The organism is Streptomyces sp. NPDC005866 (genome assembly GCF_040629895.1).
GTDB lineage: Bacteria > Actinomycetota > Actinomycetes > Streptomycetales > Streptomycetaceae > Streptomyces.
The window spans coordinates 111,675-133,308 of record NZ_JBEXWP010000010.1 but is presented as its reverse complement, the minus strand read 5'-3'; the positions used below and the strand labels follow the sequence as shown (position 1 = coordinate 133,308).

General features: G+C 71.1%; 21 protein-coding genes. 12 read left to right on the top strand and 9 right to left on the bottom strand.

The window, feature by feature from the left end; genetic code table 11:
- Nucleotides 1-60: 60 nt before the first annotated feature.
- Together ABZ396_RS17145 and ABZ396_RS17140 are read left to right on the top strand one after the other, a co-directional pair.
- Nucleotides 61-654 (top strand): transglutaminase family protein, encoded by a 594-nt coding sequence (locus ABZ396_RS17145; protein WP_358918306.1) that lies wholly within the window; start codon nt 61-63, stop codon nt 652-654.
- A gap of 10 nt (nt 655-664) precedes the next feature.
- Nucleotides 665-1,366, top strand: coding sequence for a phenylalanine--tRNA ligase beta subunit-related protein (locus ABZ396_RS17140; RefSeq protein ID WP_358918304.1), 702 nt, complete (start codon nt 665-667; stop codon nt 1,364-1,366).
- Between the two features lie 3 nt (nt 1,367-1,369).
- Here ABZ396_RS17140 and ABZ396_RS17135 read toward each other — a convergent pair whose 3' ends face one another.
- Together ABZ396_RS17135 and ABZ396_RS17130 are read right to left on the bottom strand one after the other, a co-directional pair.
- Entirely contained in the window at nt 1,370-2,098 is a 729-nt protein-coding gene (locus ABZ396_RS17135) for a lysophospholipid acyltransferase family protein (RefSeq protein WP_358918302.1), read from the bottom strand.
- Between the two features lie 187 nt (nt 2,099-2,285).
- On the bottom strand, nt 2,286-2,702 hold the full coding sequence (locus ABZ396_RS17130) for a DUF4395 domain-containing protein (RefSeq protein ID WP_358918300.1): 417 nt from the start codon (nt 2,700-2,702) through the stop codon (nt 2,286-2,288).
- Nucleotides 2,703-2,809: 107 nt separating this feature from the next.
- On the opposite strand from ABZ396_RS17130, the gene ABZ396_RS17125 reads away from it, so the two are divergent.
- The 4 genes from ABZ396_RS17125 (at nt 2,810) to ABZ396_RS17110 (ending at nt 5,975) form a co-directional block, all read left to right on the top strand.
- On the top strand, nt 2,810-3,232 hold the full coding sequence (locus tag ABZ396_RS17125; RefSeq protein WP_358918298.1) for a thioredoxin family protein: 423 nt from the start codon (nt 2,810-2,812) through the stop codon (nt 3,230-3,232).
- 211 nt (nt 3,233-3,443) lie between these two features.
- Nucleotides 3,444-3,953: a flavin reductase family protein gene (locus ABZ396_RS17120; RefSeq protein ID WP_358918296.1), complete on the top strand. Its 510-nt coding sequence runs from the start codon at nt 3,444-3,446 to the stop codon at nt 3,951-3,953.
- Between the two features lie 218 nt (nt 3,954-4,171).
- Entirely contained in the window at nt 4,172-4,960 is a 789-nt protein-coding gene (locus ABZ396_RS17115; protein WP_358918294.1) for an electron transfer flavoprotein subunit beta/FixA family protein, read from the top strand.
- Nucleotides 4,961-5,012: 52 nt separating this feature from the next.
- Complete coding sequence (locus ABZ396_RS17110) at nt 5,013-5,975, top strand: electron transfer flavoprotein subunit alpha/FixB family protein (RefSeq protein WP_358918293.1); 963 nt, start codon at nt 5,013-5,015, stop codon at nt 5,973-5,975.
- Between the two features lie 63 nt (nt 5,976-6,038).
- Here ABZ396_RS17110 and ABZ396_RS17105 read toward each other — a convergent pair whose 3' ends face one another.
- Nucleotides 6,039-6,989 carry an endonuclease/exonuclease/phosphatase family protein gene (locus tag ABZ396_RS17105; RefSeq protein WP_358918291.1) on the bottom strand — a complete coding sequence of 317 codons (951 nt, stop codon included), beginning with the start codon at nt 6,987-6,989 and terminating at the stop codon, nt 6,039-6,041.
- Nucleotides 6,990-7,199: 210 nt separating this feature from the next.
- Here ABZ396_RS17105 and ABZ396_RS17100 point away from each other — a divergent pair, with 210 nt between their 5' ends.
- Both ABZ396_RS17100 and ABZ396_RS17095 read left to right on the top strand, forming a co-directional pair.
- Nucleotides 7,200-8,504, top strand: coding sequence for an aldolase/citrate lyase family protein (locus ABZ396_RS17100; RefSeq protein WP_358918290.1), 1,305 nt, complete (start codon nt 7,200-7,202; stop codon nt 8,502-8,504).
- A 95-nt stretch (nt 8,505-8,599) separates the two neighbouring features.
- Nucleotides 8,600-10,354, top strand: coding sequence for a serine/threonine-protein kinase (locus ABZ396_RS17095; RefSeq protein ID WP_358918288.1), 1,755 nt, complete (start codon nt 8,600-8,602; stop codon nt 10,352-10,354).
- On the opposite strand, the gene ABZ396_RS17090 is transcribed toward ABZ396_RS17095, so the two are convergent.
- Nucleotides 10,300-11,097 carry a hypothetical protein gene (locus tag ABZ396_RS17090; RefSeq protein ID WP_358918286.1) on the bottom strand — a complete coding sequence of 266 codons (798 nt, stop codon included), beginning with the start codon at nt 11,095-11,097 and terminating at the stop codon, nt 10,300-10,302. The genes ABZ396_RS17095 and ABZ396_RS17090 overlap by 55 nt on opposite strands.
- Nucleotides 11,098-11,104: 7 nt before the next feature.
- The gene (locus ABZ396_RS17085; protein WP_358918284.1) at nt 11,105-12,181 is read right to left on the bottom strand and encodes a LacI family DNA-binding transcriptional regulator; all 1,077 of its coding nucleotides are present in this window, start codon (nt 12,179-12,181) and stop codon (nt 11,105-11,107) included.
- 193 nt (nt 12,182-12,374) lie between these two features.
- Here ABZ396_RS17085 and ABZ396_RS17080 point away from each other — a divergent pair, with 193 nt between their 5' ends.
- Nucleotides 12,375-13,328: an ROK family protein gene (locus tag ABZ396_RS17080; protein WP_358918283.1), complete on the top strand. Its 954-nt coding sequence runs from the start codon at nt 12,375-12,377 to the stop codon at nt 13,326-13,328.
- A 134-nt stretch (nt 13,329-13,462) separates the two neighbouring features.
- Here the strand turns inward: ABZ396_RS17080 and ABZ396_RS17075 are convergent, their stop codons facing one another.
- Nucleotides 13,463-15,478, bottom strand: a complete 2,016-nt coding sequence (locus tag ABZ396_RS17075; RefSeq protein WP_358918281.1) for an NPCBM/NEW2 domain-containing protein — start codon at nt 15,476-15,478, stop codon at nt 13,463-13,465.
- A gap of 376 nt (nt 15,479-15,854) precedes the next feature.
- Between ABZ396_RS17075 and ABZ396_RS17070 the strand changes: the two genes are divergently transcribed.
- Both ABZ396_RS17070 and ABZ396_RS17065 read left to right on the top strand, forming a co-directional pair.
- Entirely contained in the window at nt 15,855-16,046 is a 192-nt protein-coding gene (locus ABZ396_RS17070; RefSeq protein ID WP_358918279.1) for a hypothetical protein, read from the top strand.
- A 143-nt stretch (nt 16,047-16,189) separates the two neighbouring features.
- Nucleotides 16,190-17,230, top strand: a complete 1,041-nt coding sequence (locus ABZ396_RS17065) for an NUDIX domain-containing protein (protein ID WP_358918277.1) — start codon at nt 16,190-16,192, stop codon at nt 17,228-17,230.
- Between the two features lie 159 nt (nt 17,231-17,389).
- Here ABZ396_RS17065 and ABZ396_RS17060 read toward each other — a convergent pair whose 3' ends face one another.
- Nucleotides 17,390-18,112, bottom strand: a complete 723-nt coding sequence (locus ABZ396_RS17060) for an MBL fold metallo-hydrolase (RefSeq protein WP_358918275.1) — start codon at nt 18,110-18,112, stop codon at nt 17,390-17,392.
- A 62-nt stretch (nt 18,113-18,174) separates the two neighbouring features.
- Nucleotides 18,175-19,530 (bottom strand): dipeptidase, encoded by a 1,356-nt coding sequence (locus tag ABZ396_RS17055; RefSeq protein WP_358918273.1) that lies wholly within the window; start codon nt 19,528-19,530, stop codon nt 18,175-18,177.
- Between the two features lie 210 nt (nt 19,531-19,740).
- Here ABZ396_RS17055 and ABZ396_RS17050 point away from each other — a divergent pair, with 210 nt between their 5' ends.
- Complete coding sequence (locus ABZ396_RS17050; RefSeq protein ID WP_358918271.1) at nt 19,741-21,009, top strand: geranylgeranyl reductase family protein; 1,269 nt, start codon at nt 19,741-19,743, stop codon at nt 21,007-21,009.
- Here the strand turns inward: ABZ396_RS17050 and ABZ396_RS17045 are convergent.
- Nucleotides 20,999-21,448 carry a nitroreductase family deazaflavin-dependent oxidoreductase gene (locus ABZ396_RS17045; RefSeq protein ID WP_358918269.1) on the bottom strand — a complete coding sequence of 150 codons (450 nt, stop codon included), beginning with the start codon at nt 21,446-21,448 and terminating at the stop codon, nt 20,999-21,001. The two genes, ABZ396_RS17050 and ABZ396_RS17045, sit on opposite strands and share 11 nt — an antisense overlap.
- Nucleotides 21,449-21,634: the final 186 nt, after the last annotated feature.

Genomic DNA, 21,634 nt, shown 5'->3' with positions numbered 1-21,634 from the left:
ATATGCGACCAACTGAAAAGTCATTGACTCCCGGGCGGCTGCATTCCTATGCTCGCGCACATGCAGCTGATCCAGAACACTGCGGACCTGTCCGCGTACTTGGCCGCTGACGAGGTCATCGACCATCACCATCCCGCGGTCCGGGAGACGGCGGCCCGGCTGGCCGCGGGAGCCGCGGACTCGTATGTCTATGCACGGGCCGCGTTCGAATTCGTGCGGGACGCGATCCCGCACTCCGCCGATGCCGGTGATCCCCGTGTCACCTGGCGGGCCTCGGACGTGCTGGAGCAGCGCACGGGCATCTGCTACGCCAAGGCCCACGCCCTCACCGCCCTGCTGCGTGCCGAGGACATCCCGACGGCCCTGTGCTACCAGCGGCTGGCGGACGACGACGGCGACGGTCATGCCGTGCACGGGCTGGTCGCCGTCCGCTTCAACGGGGCCTGGCACCGGCAGGACCCGCGCGGCAACAGGCCCGGCGTCGACGCCCAGTTCTCCCTGGACGGCGAGCGACTGGCCTGGATCCCCGACCCGGAGTCCAATGAGGTGGACTATCCGGTGCTGTACGCTGAACCTCACCCGGTCGTGCTGGGCGCGCTGAAAGCGGCGCCCGACCGCCCATACCTGTGGAAGACACTCCCCACCGCACTCTGAGGCAAGGCAGATGACTCTCACGCTCACCGTGTCCGACGAGGTGCGCGCCCTCGCGCCCGGCTTCACACACCTCGCGATCGAGGCCCACGGCCTGGTCAACGGGCCCAGCACCGAGGCGAGTTCGGCACTGCTCGACGACGCGGCCCGGCGTCTCGCCGTACGCCTCGACGGGCGCGCTCCGCACGAGGATCCGCACATGGTGGCCTGGCGCGCGGCCTACACGGCGTTCGGCTCCAAGCCGTCCCGTACCCGGAACTCCGCCGAGGCGCTGGCCAAGCGGGCCCTCGCGGACGGCGGCCTGCCCCGCATCAACCTGCTCGTGGACCTCTACAACGCCATCAGTGTCGCCCACCTGATCCCCGTCGGCGGCGAGGACCTCGACCTCATCCAGGGCGGGATGCGCCTCGTGCGCGCCACTGGCGAGGAGGACTTCGTGACCGTCGCGGGCGGCGAGGAGGCCGTCGAGCATCCCGACGCCGGCGAGGTGGTGTGGTGTGACGACGCAGGCGTCACCTGCCGCCGCTGGAACTGGCGCCAGGGCCCACGCACCCGCCTGACCGAGCAGACCACCTCGGCCGTCTTCCTCCTGGAGAGCCTCGCCCCGATGCCGGTGGCCGAGGTCGAGTCGGCGGGAGCGGAACTCGCCGAACTGCTGGAGAAGTTCAGTTCCGGGTCGCGTATCGAGGTGCGGGTCCCCGAGTCGGCGGGCTGAGACTCAGATCGCCTCGGCCGCCTTCAGCTGCTCCGGCGTGGGCGCCGTACCCCCCAGATGGGCCGGGAGCCACCAGCCGTCGGTCGTGTCCTTCGGGCGGGCGGGGTAGGCGCGCTGGGCCGCGTCCAGCAGGTCCTGGACGCGGTCGCGCAGACGGCGGGTGATGGCACCCGCGTACTGGTCGCGCGGGGCCTCGACCGGCTCGCCCACCCGGATGGTGACGGGAAGGTGGCTGCGCCTGAAATTGCGCGGCTGGCCCTTGGTCCACAGCCGCTGCGTGCCCCACAGCGCCATCGGGATCAGCGGTACGCCGGCCTCCTGGGCGAGGCGCGCAGCGCCCGACTTGAAGCTCTTCAGCGTGAACGACTGGGAGATCGTGGCCTCCGGGAAGACGCCTACGATCTCACCGGACTTGAGCGAGTCCAGCGCGTGCTGGTAGGCCGCCTCACCCTGCTTGCGATCCACCGGGATGTGCTTCATCCCGCGCATCAGCGGACCGGAGATCCTGTGCCGGAAGACCGACTCCTTCGCCATGAAACGCACCAGGCGCTTCTGCGGGAGAGCCACCAGTCCGTCGAACACGAAGTCCAGATAGCTGATGTGATTGCTCACCAGCACGGCGCCGCCCGAGCGCGGGATGTTCTCGGAGCCCTGGCAGTCGATCTTGAGGTCCCAGACCTTGAACAGCGTCTTGGCGAAACCGATGACGGGACGGTAGACCAACTCTGCCATGGGCGAGGCGGACCCTTTCTGCTCTGCCTGGGAAAGGGGTTCCCGGCGGGAAAGTTACGGAGCCGTAGGTTTACGGCGTCTCGCAGATCGTGCCCGAAGAACGGACGGGGAGCCAGCCCTGGTTCCCCGGAGTGGCGAGATCCTCGTCACGTCGGCCTATGATCCACCTCGGATTTTTACCCTGCCTTTACTCCGCGCGTACCGCCAGTCGGCGGACCAGCAGGAACATCTCGCACCCCAGGCAGTACCCGAACGCCGCGTTCAGGAAGGCCGCGGCGAGCGCCATCCCGGTCGCCGCCAGCCCCAGCCAGCCGGGGCCCAGCGTGAAGCCGACCAGACCGAGTCCCGCGAACACCAGTCCCACCGCCTGGGCGAACCGCGGGGGTTCCGGTGGTTCGAACTCCGTAGGCGGTGCGAGCCGGGGCCGTACGGCAGTCCGGAACGCCCAGCCGTACGGCGAACGGCTCATGCCCCCGGCCGCGCCGAGCGCGAACGCCAGCGTCTGCCAGGCGAGGATCCAGGGGTTCCGGGTGATCAGTGCGGCGGCCAGCACGACCGTCGTCACGGCCGCTGCGAAGCGCGGGCCACGTGCGTCGATGTCCATGGACCAAGGATTCCGCCCCGAAGCCCGATAAGGGGAGCCGGGAATCTTTGCAGTCTCGTGAACGCTGGTCCCGGTGGCGAGCGGTCTCGTGAATGCTGGTGCCCGTGATGACCGGACTGGTGGTGTGCGTGGCGGTGCTCGCGGCGGCGAGCGTCTACGGAGTGCTGCACAAGCGGCGGAGCGGGAGGGTGAGAGTGCGCGGGCGGGACGAAGGTAAGCGGCTGGGAGCGGCTGACCTCGGTGAACTGGGCGGCGAACTCGGCCGGCGGGCAACGCTGGTGCAGTTCTCCAGTGCCTTCTGCGCCCCCTGCCGGGCCACCCGGCGGGTGCTCGACGAGGTCGCAGGCATGGTCCCCGGGGTCACCCATGTCGAGATCGACGCCGAGGCCCACCTGGACCTCGTACGCGAACTGGGGATCCTGAAGACGCCCACGGTGCTGGTTCTCGACGCGGACGGCCGGGTGGTGCGCCGGGCCACCGGGCAGCCCCGCAGGGCGGATGTCATCGCGGCGCTGGGAGAGGCGGTATGACGGGCGTGCCGGTGACGGTGAGGCAGCTCCCATATCCCGGAACGTACTTGACTGGGCGCACCACCTATCGTCAGCCTGACCGTATGCCTCAGGAACTCCTTCTCTCCGGGCGGGCCCACGTGGACCTGGCCCGCACCGCGAGCGCGCGCTGTCCGGGTCGTTGAGCAGTCCCGGACCCCCACGCCGCCTCCCGCAGAAGAAGGACAACTCCATGACGGCCACGCCCGACCTCGGCACTCCCCGGCTCGCCTCTCCCGACCTGCTCCGCTCCGCCTTCCGGCGGCACGCGGCCGGCGTCGCGGTGATCACCGCCCGGGGTGTCGAGGGCCCGGTCGGCTTCACCGCCACCTCCCTCACCTCCGTCTCCGCCGAGCCCCCGATGCTCTCCTTCGGCGTCGGCACGGGCGCCTCCAGCTGGCCCGCGATATCGACCGCCGAGCACATCGGCGTCCACATCCTCGGGGAGCACCAGGCGGAGCTCGCGGCGACCTTCGCGCGCAGCGGCGCCGACCGGTTCGGGGCGCCCACCAGCTGGCGCGAGGGCCATGCGGGGGTCCCGGTCCTCGAAGACGTGCTGGTCTGGCTGATGTGCCGGGTCGTCGCGCGGGTTCCGGCCGGTGACCACCGCATCGTGCTGGCGGAGGTCGTGGTGGGTGATCCCTCCGGCGCCGGGCGGCCGCTTCTGTACCACCAGGGCGGCTTCAACGGATTGCGCGATTGATCACGCGTCCCGGCTTCTGTGACGGCGTTGAGTTCCGGTTACGCTGCGTTGCGAAGGTCACAGTTCAAAGCGCTTGCTTAGCGGGAACGAACTGGGTGTACTGACGAGTAATATTCCGTTCGGAGCGCACGGCCGCCCCGACCGGAATCGGCCGCTTCAGGCGCCTATGCTGCCTGCAAGAGGCAGCCCAGAAAAGACGATGCAGTAGGAGAGCCGGCGTGAGCTTGAGGATCGTTGTCACTGTGAAGTACGTGCCCGACGCCACTGGCGACCGGCACTTCGCCGATGACCTGACCGTCGACCGTGACGACGTGGACGGTCTGCTCTCCGAGCTGGACGAGTACGCGGTCGAGCAGGCGCTGCAGATCGCCGAGAACTCCGACGACGACGTCGAGGTCACCGTCCTCACCGTCGGTCCCGAGGACGCCAAGGACGCGCTGCGCAAGGCGCTCTCCATGGGCGCGGACAAGGCGATCCATGTCGAGGACGACGACCTGCACGGCACTGACGTCATCGGCACCTCCCTGGTCCTGGCCAAGGCGATCGAGAAGGCCGGCTTTGACCTGGTCGTCTCCGGCATGGCCTCCACCGATGGCACCGCCGGTGTGGTCCCGGCCCTGCTGGCGGAGCGTCTGGGCGTCCCGCAGGTCACCCTGCTCTCCGAGGTCTCGGTCGAGGACGGCACGGTCAAGGGCCGCCGCGACGGCGACGCCGCCTCCGAGCAGCTGGAGGCCTCCCTGCCGGCGGTCGTGTCGGTGACCGACCAGTCGGGCGAGGCGCGTTACCCGTCCTTCAAGGGCATCATGGCCGCCAAGAAGAAGCCGGTGGAGTCCTGGGACCTGTCCGACCTCGACATCGAGGCCGAGGAGGTCGGCCTGGAGGGCGCCTGGACCAAGGTCGAGGGCGCCACCGAGCGCCCGGCCCGCACGGCCGGCACGATCGTCAAGGACGAGGGCGAGGGCGGCAAGCAGCTCGCTGAGTTCCTCGCGGGCCAGAAGTTCATCTGAGCCCAGCAGTCGCTGACCGCCCCTCAACTTATCCAAGCAGGAGAGCATTCCCATGGCTGAAGTCCTCGTCTACGTCGATCACGTGGACGGTGCCGTCCGCAAGCCCACCCTGGAGCTGCTGACCCTGGCCCGCCGCGTCGGCGAGCCCGTCGCCGTCGCGCTGGGCAACGGCGCCGCCGACACCGCCGCCACCCTCGCCGAGCACGGCGCGGTGAAGGTCCTCACCCACGACGCGTCCGAGTACGCCGACTACCTGGTCGTACCGAAGGTGGACGCGCTGCAGGCCGCCTACGAGCAGGTGTCCCCGGCCGCCGTCCTGGTCCCGTCCTCCGCCGACGGCAAGGAGATCGCCGCCCGTCTGGCGCTGCGCATCGGCTCCGGCATCATCACCGACGCCATCGACCTCGCGGCCGGCGACGAGGGCCCGGTGGCCACCCAGTCGGTGTTCGCCGCGTCCTTCACCACCAAGTCCCGTGTCGCCAAGGGCACACCGGTCATCACGGTCAAGCCCAACAGCGCGGCCGTGGAGGCCGCTCCGGCCGCCGGTGCGGTCGAGGCGCTGTCCGTGACCTTCTCGGAGAAGGCGACCGGCACCAAGGTCACCGGCCGCACCGCCCGTGAGTCGACGGGCCGTCCGGAGCTGACTGAGGCCGCGATCGTGGTCTCCGGCGGCCGTGGCGTCAACGGCGCCGAGAACTTCGCGATCATCGAGGCGCTCGCCGACTCCCTCGGCGCCGCTGTCGGTGCCTCGCGTGCCGCCGTCGACGCCGGCTGGTACCCGCACACCAACCAGGTCGGCCAAACCGGCAAGTCCGTCTCGCCGCAGCTGTACATCGCCTCGGGTATCTCGGGCGCGATCCAGCACCGCGCGGGTATGCAGACCTCGAAGACGATCGTCGCGATCAACAAGGACGCCGAGGCCCCGATCTTCGAACTGGTCGACTACGGCGTGGTCGGCGACCTCTTCGACGTCGTCCCGCAGCTGACCGAGGAGGTCAAGGCCCGCAAGGGCTGATCGCCGCCGCCAGGCTGTCGAAGGCCCCCGTGACCGCACGCCGGTCACGGGGGCGTCGTCGTGTCATCGCAGACTCAGTGAGGCCTGCACGGGCAGGTGGTCGCTGGGGAACTGGCCGTGCGTCGAGAAGGTGTTGATCGTCGCCTGGTGCGTGGTCACACCCGGGGTGGTCAGGATCCAGTCGATGCGGTCGCCGTCCGGGACAAGCCCCTTGTAGCCGTGGAAGGTCGCGTACAGCGGGCTCCGGTGTTCCGCCGCGTCCCAGGTGTCGACGAGCCCCGAACCCACCAGGGTGTCGTAGGGCGGGTTCTTGTGGGCGACGGCGTTGAAGTCGCCGGTCACCACGACCGGCAGCGCGGGGTCGAACTCCGCGACCCGCTGGGTGAGCAGGGTCGCGCTGCGCTCGCGCGCGTACTGGCTCCTGTGGTCGAAGTGGGTGTTGGCGACGTAGAACTCCCGGCCGCCGTCGGCGAGATCACGGAAGCGGACCCAGGTGACGATACGGGGGAAGGCGGCGTTCCAGGTGTTGGAGCCGACGAGCTCCGGGGTGTCGGAGAGCCAGAAGGTGTAGTGCTCGACCGGCGCCAGGCGCCGGATGTCGTAGTAGATCGCCGTGGACTCGTCCCGGCTGCCGCCCTCGCGGCCGGTGCCGATCCAGACGTAGTACGGTCCGAGGTCGGCGTCGATGTCGCGCAGCTGCTGGTAGAGGCCCTCCTGGGTGCCGATGACCTGCGGGTGCGCGCGGCGCAGCAGCTCGCGCATCACGGGTCGGCGGTCGGCCCAGCTGTTGGGTTCGGCGGTGCTCGCGTACCGCAGGTTGAAGGTCATGACGTCGAGCCGGGGCGCGCGCCGCGGCGGGGCCGAGGGCGTCGCCCGGCCGGCCCGCAGGGTGGCGGCCGGCACGGAGGGGGCGGACGCGACGGAGATCGCGGCACCGGAGAGGGGCACGGTGACCGCCGCGGCCAGTAAGACCTTCAGTCCCAGACGGCGGGTGACTCGGCGCTGGTTCGGCACGGGGGCTCCTTCGGTGGCGACGGCCGGACGAGGCGTGCGTAAGTCGAGTCCTGCGCAGAGAGTGTGCTACCCAGGTGTGAGTCGAGCGTGAACATGCCCAGATGGGGACGTGTCGCCCCGTGGACATGGTGTTGACCATCCCGAAGGCACCCGGATAACTTCATTCAACGGATTGTTGATTCCGTACAGTGGAAAACAGGAGGGTGTGGGATGGGTCAGGGCCAGCAGCAGAAGGTGGCGACGAGTCTCGCGGGCGCCGTCAGCGAGGAGATCAGCGCCTCCCTCGCGCCGGTCGACGCCGAACTGGAGCGCCGCTACCCGGGCGACCCCGGCACCCGCCAGCCCGTCCACACCGTGTACGTCCCCGGCGACGCCTTCGCCGCGGACACCATCCGCTCCTGGGGCGACCGGGCCCTCGCCGCCCTCGACGAACACGCCCCCGACGCCGCCTCCTTCGCCGCCGTCCTCGGCCTGTCCGACGAACTCGCCGAGCCCGTCCACTCCAGGGTCCGCGCCAAGCTGGAGCGTGAGCCGATCGAAGACCTGCGCGTCGACTTCGAGGACGGCTACGGCGCCCGCCCCGACGCCGAGGAGGACGAGACGGCGGCCCGCGCGGGGCGGCTTGTCGGCGAGGCTCATACGAACGGCACGGCAGCGCCCTACATGGGCATCCGGATGAAGTGCATGGAGGTCGCGGTGCGCGACCGGGGCATCCGCACCCTCGACATCTTCCTCACCGGACTGATGGAGGCGGGCGGACTCCCCGACGGGCTGGTGCTGACCCTGCCCAAGGTGACCTACCCCGAGCAGGTCACCGCCATGGTCCGGCTGCTGGAGGCCTTCGAGAAGGCGCACGGCCTGGAGCCCGGCCGGATCGGGTTCGAGATCCAGATCGAGACCAGCCAGTCCATCCTCGCCGCCGACGGCACCGCCACCGTCGCCCGCATGATCCAGGCCGCCGAGGGCCGTGCCACCGGACTGCACTACGGCACCTTCGACTACAGCGCCTGCCTCGGTGTCTCCGCCGCCTACCAGGCCAGCGACCATCCGGCCGCCGACCACGCCAAGGCGGTCATGCAGGTCGCCGCCGCCGGTACGGGCGTACGCGTGTCGGACGGCTCCACCAACGTGCTGCCGGTCGGCCCGACGGCCAAGGTGCACGACGCCTGGCGGCTGCACTACGGGCTCACCCGGCGCGCCCTGGCCCGTGCCTACTACCAGGGCTGGGACATGCACCCCGGGCACATCCCGACCCGCTACGCGGCCGTGTTCGCCTTCTACCGCGAGGGTTTCGAGCAGGCGGCCGCCCGGCTCACCCGGTACGCCAACCGCACCGGCGGTGACGTCATGGACGAGCCCGCCACCGCCAAGGCCCTCAGCGGCTATCTGCTGCGCGGCCTGGACTGCGGCGCCCTCGACATCGCCGAGGTGGCCCGGCTGACCGGTCTGACCCGGGCCGATCTGGAGGGCTTCGCGGCACCCCGGCGCGGCGACCTGACGGCCTCCGGCAAGTAGCGGCCCTGTCACAGCCGTCCCGGGCCACTTGAGCCGCCGGCGCCGCCCCGTAGGGTGGACGCGGTTCACGGACGTGTCGGAGGAACGGGGCGGCGGTGTCTTCGAGTTCGGGGGAGTACGGGCAGGCTGACGGGGCCGGTCGGCTGCTGGCCGGGCGGTACCGGGTGACGGCCCGGCTCGGGCGCGGTGGCATGGGCGTGGTCTGGCGCGCGGTCGACGAGGTCCTCGGCCGTGAGGTCGCCGTCAAGGAACTGCGCACCTACACCGACAGCGCCGGGCCCGAACTGGCCGATCTGCGGCTGCGGATGCAGCGCGAGGCCCGCGCCGCCGCCCGGGTCCGCCATCCCGGGGTGATCGCCGTGCACGACATCGCCGAGGTCGACGGCCGCCCGCTGATCGTCATGGAGCTGATCGACGGCCCCTCCCTGGACGACCTGCTGCGCGACCGCGGCACCCTCGACCCGCACGAGGCGGCCCGCGTCGGCGCCGAGGTGATGGACGCGCTGGCCGCCGCCCACCGGGCCGGCGTACTGCACCGGGACGTCAAGCCCGGCAACATCCTCCTCGACCGTTCGGGCCGGGTCGTCCTCACCGACTTCGGTATCGCCACCATGGACGACCCCGGCGACGGCTCCGCCACCCACCTCACCCGCAGCGGCGAACTCGTCGGCTCCCTCGACTACTTGGCCCCTGAGCGGGCCAAGGGCGCGGAACCCGGCCCGGCCTCCGACGTCTGGGCGCTCGGCGCCACCCTGTACGCGGCCGTGGAGGGTACTTCGCCGTTCCGCCGTACATCCACGTACTCGACCCTCACCGCGATCGTGGCCGAGCCCCTCCTGGAGCCCCGCAGAGCCGGGCCTCTCGGCCCCGTCCTACGGCGCCTGATGGAGAAGTGGCCCGACTCCCGCCCGGACGCCGAGGAGGCGTGCGAGCTACTGCGGGCGGTGGTGCGGGAACCGGTCGCGGACACGCCGACGACGACGCTGCGCGAGCCCGCGCGGCCGGAGACCGAAGCCGGCGTGCCGGCGATACCGCCGGACTTCGGGCCCGCCCAAGGGCTGACCCAAGGACCCGCCCACGGGCCCGGTATCCAGGGGCCTCATCAGGAGCCTGAGGTGCGGGGGCCTGCGCCGGGCTTCGGTCCCCCGCCCCGACTCGCCGCTCCCACCGGCCCGATGACTCCCACCCCGCCACCCCGCAAGGGCCGCCGGGCCGTGCTGCTCGCCGCCGCGGCCGTCGCCGTGGTCCTCGCGACGGCGGGGGCGACCGTCGCCGTACTGAACGGCAAGGGCGGCGACATCACGAACCCGGACAGGGGACAGGCCGCCTCGGCCTCGGCCTCCGCCGGAGCGTCGCAGAGCGCCCGCCCCAGTGCGTCCAGGCACCCGGCCAGGCCCGACCCCACGGGCCAGGGTGAGGAAAGGACCACCGCTCCCGCCGACAGTGCCCCGCCCACCGAGGCCGGCAAGCCGACCGAGCGCGCCTCCGCCACCCCCTCGGTGATGCCCTCCGACAGCACGCGCCCGTCCCAGAGTCCGGGCACCGGCGGTGGGCCGACCCCACCCGCACCGGCCTGCCGGCCCATCGGCGGCGGCAAGTACAACTGCGAGGTCTGGCGGACCGCCACGTCCTACACGGCCTCCGGCGCCAAGGCCGGCGTGCTCAACGCGGGCACCAACTATTTCTACTGCCAGGCGAACCTGGGCCGCCGCGAGACCTACGGCAAGTGGACCAACGTCTGGTGGGCCAGAACCGACGACGACAGCGGCAACACCGGTGTCTACATCAGTGATGTCTACATCAAGGGCGGTGACAACGACGTGCCGGTCCCCGGACTTCCCGTCTGCTGAGCGCGGACGTACCGCTCCAGGCCCGACGCGACCGCCCACTTCCGCTCGGCGAACAGCCGGGTGCCCCGCCGGCACAATTCGGCGTCGGCCCGCGCACGCGCGCAGAACTCCTCGGGTGTGACACCGAACAGCTCCCTCAACTCGGCTGATTGCAACAGGAGTTCGGTGAGGACGGCGCGCTCGCCGGGGTGTCGGCGGGGCGTGCCGGTGCCGTCGTGCAGGACGCCGTGCCGGTTGACGTAGGCATGGACGCCGGGGAGTGTCGTGCCGTCCGCCAGGGCGACGCGTACGTCCGGGGCGGGCAGCCAGGCCCGGCCGAAGTTGCCGGCCGGCAGCGGTACGCCCTCGCTCGCGTCGATCACCTCCAACTGCCGCCCGTCCAGCCAGAGGACGAACAGCTCCCGTACCGTCGTAGGAGACTGGACCGGGGACGCCGAGACATAGCCGAGGCGGCTGACATGCGCGGAGACGCCCACCTCGACGCCGGTCACCCGGGAGCGCACCATGGGGATCGGCCCGCTCACCCCGGACTCGGCCATCTTGTGCTGGAGTTGGGCGGGAGAGGCGTTGGAACCGACCGCGAGCACCGGTACCCGGCCGTCGTCGTGCACCAGCCGGTCCAGCGGCAACAGCCGGTCGCCGTCGAGGAGTCCGGAGTCGGCGGGCCAGCTGCCGGGGTAGGTCAGCGGATGGTCGCGCGGTGCCTGGTCCAGGCCCAGTTCCGCGAGCGTACGGCCGGTCATGCTCGGCTCAGTCCGAGGGCGGCAGCTCGCCCGAGCCGCGGGTGACCAGCCGGGTCGGCAGCTCGATCCGCTCGGGTGCCATGAGGGTGCCGTCCAGCTGGCGGAAGAGCCGCTCGGCGGCCGTACGGCCGAGCAGGGCCGCGTCCTGGGCGACGACCGTGAGACCGGGGTGCAGCAGATCGGCCAGCTCGATGTCGTCGAAACCGATGAGCGCGACCGGGCGGGTCTGCTCGGCGAGGACGCGGATCACGGTGACGGTCACGCGGTTGTTGCCCGTGAAGATCGCGGTGACCGGGGAGGCCCCGGACAGCATCTCCTCGGCGGCCCGGCGCACCCGCTCCGGGTCCGTCACGCCGAGGGAGGTCCACGCCGGCTCGACGGATATCCCGGCGTCCTCCATCGCGGCCCGGTAGCCGCGCAGCCGCTCGGCTGCCGTGTGGATGCCGGGCATGTCACCGATGAAGCCGATCCGGTGGTGGCCGTGCGCGATCAGATGGGCGACCCCGTCGCGGGCACCGCCGTAGTTGTCGGACAGCACCACATCGGCGTCGATCCTGCCGGCCGGGCGGTCCACGAACACCGTGGCCACGCCCGCCCTGATCTCCGGCTCCAGATAGCGGTGGTCGTCCCCGGCCGGGATCACCACCAGCCCGTCCACCCGCCGCGCGCACAGCGCGAGCGCCAGCTCCTGCTCCCGGTCCGGGTCCTCGGCACTGGACCCGTTGATCAGCAGCGCGCCATGGGCCCGGGCCACCTCCTCGACAGCACGGCTCAACGGGCCGTAGAACGGGTCGGCGAGGTCCTCCAGAACGAGCCCGATGCTCGCGGTACGGCCCTTGCGCAGCACCCGCGCGCTGTCGTTGCGGCGGAAGCCGAGCGCGTCGATCGCCTCCTGGACCCGGCGTTCGGTGTCCGGGGTGACCCCGGGCTCCCCGTTGACCACCCGGGACACCGTCTTCAGGCCGACACCGGCGCGCGCCGCCACGTCCTTCATCGTCGGCCGGTTCCCGTAACGGGAGCCGGGAAGACGGTCTGGGCGGCGGGAGGTCTCGGGCACGATGCTGCGTCCTGTCCTGTCGTCCACGGTGGGATTCCTGTTGTCCACGGGGGATGCACAGGCCCATGGGTTTGTATGAGGATGTGGCGTCGAGCATAGAGCCTGGACAACGTTGTCAGATGCGGGGGAGACTGTCCACCGCAATCTCCGGCCCGCGCCCCACTGCTGGACGGCTGCCTTTCACTCGGCTACTCATGGTTTACGGGGAGATCTGACTCTGATGCACACCGACCTCGTGGCGGCCCTCGACATCGGCGGCACCAAGATCGCCGGCGCACTGGTGGACGGCCACGGACGGATCCAGGCGCGCGCCCAGCGCGCCACGCCCGCCCAGCAGGACGGCGAGACCGTCATGGGCGCCGTCGAGGAGGTGGTCGGCGAACTCGCCGGTTCGCCTCTGTGGGGACGGGCCGGTTCGCTCGGGATCGGCAGCGCGGGGCCGGTGGACGCCTCCGCCGGCACCGTGAGCCCGGTCAACGTGCCGGGGTGGCGGGACTTCCCGCTCGTCGAGCGGGTGCGTGCGGCCGCCGGGGGGCTGCCGGTCGAGCTGATCGGCGACGGCGTCGCCATCACGGCAGCCGAACACTGGCAGGGCGCGGCCCGCGGCCACGACAACGCGCTGTGCATGGTCGTGTCGACGGGCGTCGGCGGCGGCCTGGTGCTCGGCGGCAGGCTGCACCCCGGGCCGACCGGCAACGCGGGCCACATCGGCCACATCAGCGTCGACCTGGACGGGGACCCGTGCCCCTGCGGGGCGCGCGGCTGCGTGGAACGCATCGCGAGCGGCCCCAACATCGCCCGGCGTGCACTGGAGGGCGGCTGGCAGCCGGGTCCCGACGGCGACACCTCGGCAGCGGCGGTCGCGGCCGCGGCCCGGACCGGCGACCCGGTGGCGGTGGCGTCCTTCGAGCGGGCCGCGCAGGCACTGGCGGCCGGGATCGCGGCCACCGCGACCCTGGTCGAGATCGACATCGCGGTGATCGGCGGCGGCGTGGGCAAGGCGGGGGACATCCTCTTCACGCCCCTGCGCAAGGCCCTCACCGACTACGCGACCCTCTCCTTCGTGCAGCGCCTGACGATCGTGCCGGCGCAGATGGGCACGGACGCGGGCCTGGTGGGAGCCGCCGCGGCCGCGCTGGCCGGCAGGCCGGACGCGACGGCAGCGGGCGTCTGAGGCGGCCGCGGCACTCGGCAGGAACGTTCAGGCCCGGTCGGCCGGAGTTCAGGTCCGGCCGACCGGGCCGGTCGGAAGCGGCCGACGTGCGGGACGCGGGGGTGTCAGCGGGTGATCGTGCGGGTCGCGGGACGTCAGCAGGTGATCCGCGCGTCCGCCCAGTCGCCGTGGTCGGAGGTGACGCCGTCACCTCCGTCGGTCACGACAAGGCTGATCACCTCGGCGCCCGTGACGTCGGCGGTGAGCGGCTGGGCGGCCATGTCCGTGGTCAGTACGCCGGTCGAGGCGACCTTCGTGCCGTCCGCCCAGACCTCGAAGGAGACCGTGCCCTTGGCGGCTTCCTCGTCGTCCACGCCGACGTCGGCGGTGACCTTCTCGCACGCCTTCCCGGTGTAGTAGTCGATCGCGCTCTGGGCGTGGGTGCCGAGCCCCTTGGCGTACACCACCCCGCCGACGGTGAGCCGATGCCCGTCGCCCGCGGCGGTCTCCCCGTTGCTGGTGTCGCGCTCCACCGGCCCCCAGCCGTTGCCGGCCGACAGCCAGGGAAGGTCGCTGAGATAGGAGCTTCCGGCGGGCGGTGGGTCCGCGACGGTCATCGTGACCGTCATCGCGCTCTCGGTGCGCGCCCCGGCCGGCGACATGTAACTCGCCCTGAGCCCGAGGTCGTACGCCCCCTTCGGCGTCCCTTCGGGAGCGGTCACCTTCCAGCCGGTGCGCAGGGCACGGCCCGTCGCCAGTGCCGCGGTCCTGGCCGGCGAGGTCGCGGTGACGGTCCAGCCCTCGGGGCCGGTGAGCGACACGGAGACCTTGTGGGCCGTGGTGCGGCCCAGGTCGGTGACGGACGTGGTGACCGAGGCCGTACTGCCCGGTTCGATGAACTGGTTGCCGTTCAGACCAAGTTCGACGGCCGGCGGGTTCGCCGACCAGCGCCGGTCGGTGGCCACCCGGACCAGGACCGTGCCGTGCGCCGGGACGACCGAGGAGATGGTGCCCGCGGTGTTGTAACTCCGGTGCTGCCACAGGTCGCGCAGCGTGTAGGCGGGCGCGTTCGAGAGGCCGACGGCCTGTGCGGTGGTCGCGATGCGCTGGGGCGAGTTGGACTCGTTGAAGAGGGCGACCGCGCGGCTGCCGTCCTTCATCTCCTTGGCGACGACCCAGCGTCCGCCCGCCGAGGAGACCACCGTGCCCTGCTTGCCGAGCGGATCCTGGTCGACGGCGATGACCTCCTTGTTGTCCAGGATGCCGAAGGTCGTCTGGGAGGCCTTGCGCAGGTCGGTGCCGATGAGCAGCGGGGCGGCCATGACCGACCACATCGAGAAGTGCGAGCGGTACTCGGTCTCGGTCATCCCGCCGTTGCCGACCTCAAGCATGTCCGGGTCGTTCCAGTGGCCGGGACCCGCATGGGGCGCGAGTGGCAGGTTCTGCTTGAGGATCGACAGCATGGAGCCCCAGTTGTCGCTGATGTCCCCGGTCGTGCGCCACAGTTGCCCCACGTCCGACGCCCACTCCCAGGGCTTGTTCTCGCCCCATTCGCAGATGCTGTAGACGATGGGCCGCCCGGTCGCCTTCAGCGCGTCCCGCATGGTGAGGTAGCGCTGCTTGGCGTCCACACCCTGGTTGTTGCAGTTGTCGTACTTGAGATAGTCGACACCCCAGTCGGCGAACTGCTGGGCGTCGCTGTACTCGTGGCCGAGGGCGCCCGGGAAGCCGGCGTCGTTGCAGGTCTTGGTGCCGGCGCTGGTGTAGATGCCGAGCTTGAGACCCTTGGCGTGCACATAGTCGGCGACCGCCTTGATCCCGTGGGGGAACCGGGCCGGGTCCGGGACCAGCTTGCCGTCCGCGTCGCGGCTCGGCAGGGCCCAGCAGTCGTCGAGGTTGACGTACCGGTAGCCGGCGTCCTTGAGGCCCTTCGCCACGAAGAGGTCCGCGATGCCCTCGACCATGGCCTCGTCGAAGTCGGCGCCGCAGTGCGTGGAGTTCCAGTTGTTGAAACCCATCGGCGGCGTGAGGGCGAGACCCTCGGCGACGGTGGGCGAGCCGGTTGCCCCGGCGGCGACGGCGGGTGCGGCGAGGCCCGCGGTGCAGAGCAGTGCCGCGGTCAGTGCTCCGACCACTCTTCGGCGGGTTGTGCGGGTGTGAGGCTGACGCATCGTTACGCTCCTCCGACTCGCGAAAGGTGGGATGACTGCATGTATACGTCATCGGTGCGCGCTTATGGTAGGAGCTGTTGGGCTGTGTTGGAAGGGAAGCGGTGAAGGTTGCTCCGGTTCCCCTTGCGGACCTGGTTGCGAGGGTAGTTGGGGCAGAGGCGCCGTCGTGTGCGTTGGGTTGTGTTGATGGGGGGGCGTCGGGAGAGGCTATGCGTTGGCTGAGGCTGGTCTGTGGACGACCTGGTCAGGACATCCGATGTCCATGCGGTCAGACCGCTCGGGTAGTCGGGGCAGCCGGTTTCCGCGCCGACGTGCCGCGTTGCTCCCCGCGTGGGTTCGCCCGTGACCCCGGGCCGCCCGCACAGTTGAAACGGGCATGAAGAAGCGCAGCATGCTTGCCATCGCCAGCCTGGCCACCGGATTCGTCGTGGCTGCCGTCACTCCGTCCCACGCCGCCGAAAACGGCCCGCTCGCAGACGTGAGCGCCTCGGGGACCCTGGAGCACGTCGACCACGTCGTGAGCCAGGACAGCTTCCAGACGGATCACAACCTCCTGGGCCAGGAGTAGCCGGGCGGGGCGGAAACGAACGGCGGTGCCGGGGTTCCGCGGAGGGAGCACCGGCACCGTTTTGCGCGCCCTCAACGGGAACTGGTTTCCGTGGCAGTGTGGAGCGGGCAAGCCTCAGGGGGCCAACAGAAGAGGGGGAGTCCGTGATCGTCTGGGTCAACGGCGCGTTCGGTGCGGGAAAGACCACCACCGCACGTGAACTGATCGAACTGATCCCGAACAGCACGCTCTTCGACCCCGAGGTCATCGGCGGGGCACTGACACACCTGCTACCGGCCAAACACCTCGCCGAGGTCGGCGACTTCCAGGATCTGCCGATCTGGCGACGACTGGTGATCGACACGGCGGCCGGAATGCTCGCCGAGCTGGGCGGGACCCTGGTGGTTCCCATGACCTTGCTGCGCCAGGAGTACCGGGACGAGATCTTCGGCGGCCTCGCCGCCCGCCGTATCGCCATCCGGCATCTGTGTCTCACCCCGGCCGAAACGATCCTGCGCGAGCGAATAGCCGGGCGGGAGATCCCGCCCGACCTACCCGACGGCGAGATGCGCGTCCGGCAGTGGTCGTACGACCAGATCGAGCCCTACCGTGCCGCCCTCGCCTCCTGGATCGGTGCCGACGCCCATCTCGTCGACACCAGCGCGCTCACCCCGTACGAGACGGCCGTGTACGTCGCCGAGGCCGTCGGCTCCGGTGCCGCGCCCGTCTGCGACATCGTGCAGACCCCGGAACCCACCGCCGAGACCCTCGCGGCCGGGGTGCTCCTCTTCGACGAGGACGATCGCGTCCTGCTGGTCGACCCCACCTACAAGGCCGGCTGGGAGTTCCCCGGCGGTGTCGTCGAGCCCGGCGAAGCCCCCGCGCGGGCGGGCGTGCGGGAGGTCGAGGAGGAGACCGGGATACGGCTGGAGAAGGTCCCGCGGCTGCTGGTCGTCGACTGGGAGCAGCCCGCGCCGCCCCGCTACGGAGGCCTGCGGCTGCTCTTCGACGGCGGCCGGCTGGACTCCGCCGAGGCCGGGCGGCTGGTGCTGCCGGGGCCCGAGCTGCGCGACTGGCGCTTCGTCACCGAACAGGAGGCGGCCGAGATGCTGCCCCCGGTGCGCTACGAACGGCTGCGCTGGGCGCTGCGGGCCCGCGAGCGCGGTGCCGCGCTCTATCTGGAGGCCGGCGTCCCGGTCGGTTGACACCACCTGACTGCCTGTCAGTCGCCGGGTCTTTGAAGGGGGTGTTGTGAGCCGCCGATCGTCTTGCAGGACCCGTGACATCGCTCAGCAGGGCCGGCGAGGTCGCGATGCCGGTATGGGTGGGCATGCGGCGCGCGGCGTTGGTCATTGCTCCCATGGTCACCGCGGCGGCCCGTAGGTGTCCGCGGATTTCCGCAGCACCTGGGACGCGTTCGAGCTCACCGGATCGCCGTGGCCGAAGCAGGCCACATCCGTCTGCAGGGCGGCCATCCGCCGGAAGGACGCGACGGCCCGGGCCCGGTCGAGGTTGAACACCCCGAGTATCACCGACCTGGTGACCGGTGAGACCGCTACCGCGTCCCCCGTGAACAGCACGCCGTACGCGGGGAGATGGAGCGCGATGCTGCCGTCGGTGTGACCGGGGACGTGGACGACCCGGGCGCCGCCGCCGAAGTCCAGGACGTCACCGTCGGACAACTCCGTGACCTCGTCCGGGCGGACCGGCTCGCCGACGGGCAGATGCCTCGTGGCCTCGGCGTAAACCGGCAGCTCCCACTCCTCGAACACCGGCGGCGGACCAGCGAGTTCGCCCCGGATCACCGGCGCGTCCAGGCGGTGCGCCAGCACTTCGGACCCGCTCAGGGCGGCCAACTCGGCCGCCCCGCCGACGTGGTCCTCGTGGAAATGGGTGAGGACGATCCGTCGTACCGACGAAGGGGACCGGCCCAGGGCGGTGAGCGCGTCGGCGATCGTACGGCCCGCGCCGAGCGGGCCGGCGTCGATCAGCGTCGAGGTGCCGGCGTCCGGGTCGTGCCAGAGGTAGGCCTGGCCGACCGGGAAGCGCAGCAGGTGCAGCCGGGGGAGGAGTTCGATGACGTCCATGCCCCGACCGTAGGGAGGACCCCCGTCCGGAGACGAGAGTCCTCTGCTGTGGGCAGAGCGGTTCAGCCCGCCGCGTAGTTCCGCAGGAACAGCGCCTCCGCCACCGACAGGCGCTCCAGCTCCTCGGGGGACACGCTCTCGTTGACCGCGTGGATCTGCGCCTCCGGCTCGCTCAGACCTATCAGCAGGATCTCGGCGTGCGGGTAGAGGCTCGCCAGGGTGTTGCACAGCGGGATGGAGCCGCCCTGACCGGCGTACTGCATCGTCTCGCCCGGGTAGGCGACCGCCATCGCGTCGGCCATCGCCTGGTACGCCGGGCTGGTGACGTCGGCGCGGAACGGCTGGCCCTGGCCGACCGTCTCCGTCCGCACCCGGGCACCCCACGGGGTATGCGCCTCCAGATGGGCCTGGAGCAGCTTGCTCGCCTCGGCCGCGTCCACGCCCGGCGGCACCCGCAGGCTGACCAGGGCACGGGCACTCGCCTGGACCGACGGGGTGGCGCCGACCACGGGTGGGCAGTCGATGCCGAGCACCGTGACCGCCGGGCGCGCCCAGATGCGGTCGGCGACCGAGCCGTCGCCGATCAGCCCGACGCCGTCGAGCACCTTGGCGTCCGTGCGGAACTGCTCCTCGTCGTACTCCAGCCCCGTCCAGCGCGACTCCGGGGCGAGCCCGTCGACCGTCGTCGAACCGTCCTCGGCGCGCAGCGAGTCCAGGACCCGGATGAGCGCGGCCAGCGCGTCCGGGGCGGCGCCACCGAACTGCCCGGAGTGCAGATTGCCCTGAAGTGTGTCGATCTGGACTCGGAGCATGGTCATGCCGCGCAGGGTCGTGGTCACCGTCGGCAGGCCGACGCGGAAGTTGCCCGAGTCGCCGATGACGATCGTGTCCCCCGCCAGCAGCTCGGGGTGCTGCTCGGCGTACCGCTCCAGGCCGCCGGTGCCCATCTCCTCCGAGCCCTCGGCGATCACCTTGACGTTGACCGGGACGCCACCGTTCGCCTTGAGCGCGCGCAGCGCCAGCAGATGCATGATCACGCCGCCCTTGCAGTCGGCGGCACCGCGCCCGTACCAGCGGCCGTCCCGCTCGGTCAGCTCGAACGGCGGGGTGGTCCAGGCGGCCTCGTCCAGCGGCGGCTGCACATCGTAGTGCGCGTACAGCAGGACCGTTTTGGCACCCTCCGGGCCCGGCAGATAGCCGTACACCGACTGCGTGCCGTCCGGGGTGTCCAGCAGAGCGACGTTCACGAAGTCCTCGGCGCGCAGCGCGTCGGCGACCCAGTTCGCGGCGCCCTCGCTCTCGCTCCTCGGGAACTGGGTGAAGTCCGCCACCGACTTGAAGGCCACCAGCTCGGCGAGCTCCGCTTTCGCCCTGGGCAGCAGGGCGGCGACGGTATCGGCGACCGGATTGGACGACATGGGCACGCTCCTCGTGGGTGCGACGTTGAACTGGTGAGTGCACCGATCCTCCCACAGCGGCCTGCGGCGATCTCCGCCGTAGGATGCGAGGGGACAGGTGACAGGTGTCGGCCCACGGACGGACAGAGCGAGACCTACGGCTCGATACGGCACCTACGGTTGATACGGCGTGATACGGCTTCTACGGCTTGATCGGAGCAGCGGAACATCGTGAGCGGTGAGAATTCTTCGGCGGACGACGTGCAGCGGGTGTGGGACGTCGTCGTGGTGGGCGCGGGACCTGCGGGGGCCTCGGCCGCCTACGCGGCGGCGGTCGCGGGACGGCGCGTACTGTTGCTGGAGAAAGCCGAGCTGCCCCGCTACAAGACCTGCGGAGGCGGCATCATCGGCCCCTCACGCGACGCCCTCCCGCCCGGCTTCGAGCTGCCACTGAAGGACCGGGTGCATGCGGTCACCTTCTCCAACAACGGACGGTTCACCCGCACCCGCCGCTCCAAGCAGATGATGTTCGGGCTGATCAACCGGCCCGAGTTCGACCAGCAGCTGGTCGAGCACGCCCAGAAGGCGGGCGCCGAGCTGCGCACGGGCGCCTCCGTGCAGCGCGTGGAACAGCACGGCTCGGCCGTCCCCGACCGGCGCACGGTGGCCCTGGTCCTCCAGGGTGGCGAGACCCTGCTGGCCCGCGCGGTCGTCGGCGCCGACGGCAGCGCCAGCCGGATAGGCGCCCACGTCGGTGTGAAGGTCGACCAGGTGGACCTCGGCCTGGAGGCGGAGATCCCGGTGCCGGAGACGGTGGCCGAGGACTGGAAGGGGCGGGTCCTCATCGACTGGGGCCCGATGCCCGGCAGCTATGGCTGGGTCTTCCCCAAGGGCGACACCCTGACCGTCGGGGTGATCTCGGCGCGCGGCGAAGGCGCCGCCACCAAGCGGTACTTGGAGGACTTCGTCGCCCGGCTCGGCCTCGCCGGCTTCGAACCGAGCATCTCCTCCGGCCACTTGACCCGCTGCCGCGCCGACGACTCCCCGCTCTCCCGGGGCCGGGTGCTGGTGTGTGGTGATGCGGCGGGCCTCCTTGAGCCGTGGACCCGCGAGGGCATCTCCTTCGCACTGCGTTCGGGGCGGCTCGCAGGGGAGTGGGCGGTGCGGATCGCCGAGGCCCATGACGCCGTGGACACCCGCCGCCAGGCGCTGAACTACGCCTTCGCCGTCAAGGCGGGCCTCGGCGTCGAGATGAGCGTCGGCAAGCGGATGCTGGCGGTGTTCGAGCGCAGGCCCGGGCTGTTCCACGCGGCCCTGACCGGGTTCCGCCCCGCCTGGCGCGCGTTCAAGGAGATCACCCAGGGCCGGACCTCCCTCGGCGAACTCGTCCGCTCCCATCCGCTCGCCCAGCGCGCCCTCACCGCCCTCGACCCGGGCCCGGTGGCGAAGGAGAACGCGCCCACCGAGGACGCGGCCGACGACGACGCCGTCACTTCTTGACGGAGACCCGGAAGACCGGGTGGTCGGGGGCGATGCGGCGCAGGTCGGCGTCGGGAGAGTCGGGGCCGACCCCGTTGAAGAAGACGCCGACCTCCGCCTTCCATCGCTTCAGGTAGGCCCGCAGCAGCCGAGCCTTGTCGTCGTCGGGGACCTCGGTGGCGGTGAAGACGTCCACGTTCTTGCCGAGCCGCAGTTCGCCGCCGCCGGCGGCGCGCATGTTGCGGGTCCACTGGACGTGGCCGCGCGGCGCGACCAGGTACTGCTGTCCGTCCACCGTCAGCAGGTTCACGGGGGTGGTGCGCCACTCCCCGCTCTTGCGTCCGCGGACGGCCAGGACACGGGAGCCCCAGATGCTGATGCCGCGTCGGGTGAGCCAGGAGACGGCGCGATTGAAGACGTTGACGGTGAACCAGCCGGGCTTCTGGACGTGTGTCGACACGTGACCCCCACAGTTTGGGAGAGCGGTGCTCTCGCAGGGCTCCCAGTGTGGGGGAGATCGGTGATACAAGGCAAGAGCGGTGCTCTCTTTTTTGGGCGCCGCACTGATTTGAGATCGCTGCACTGAAACGAGTTCGGCGGTCATGCTCGAGTGCAGTGCTTCAAAGCGTGTGCACTGCTCCACTCT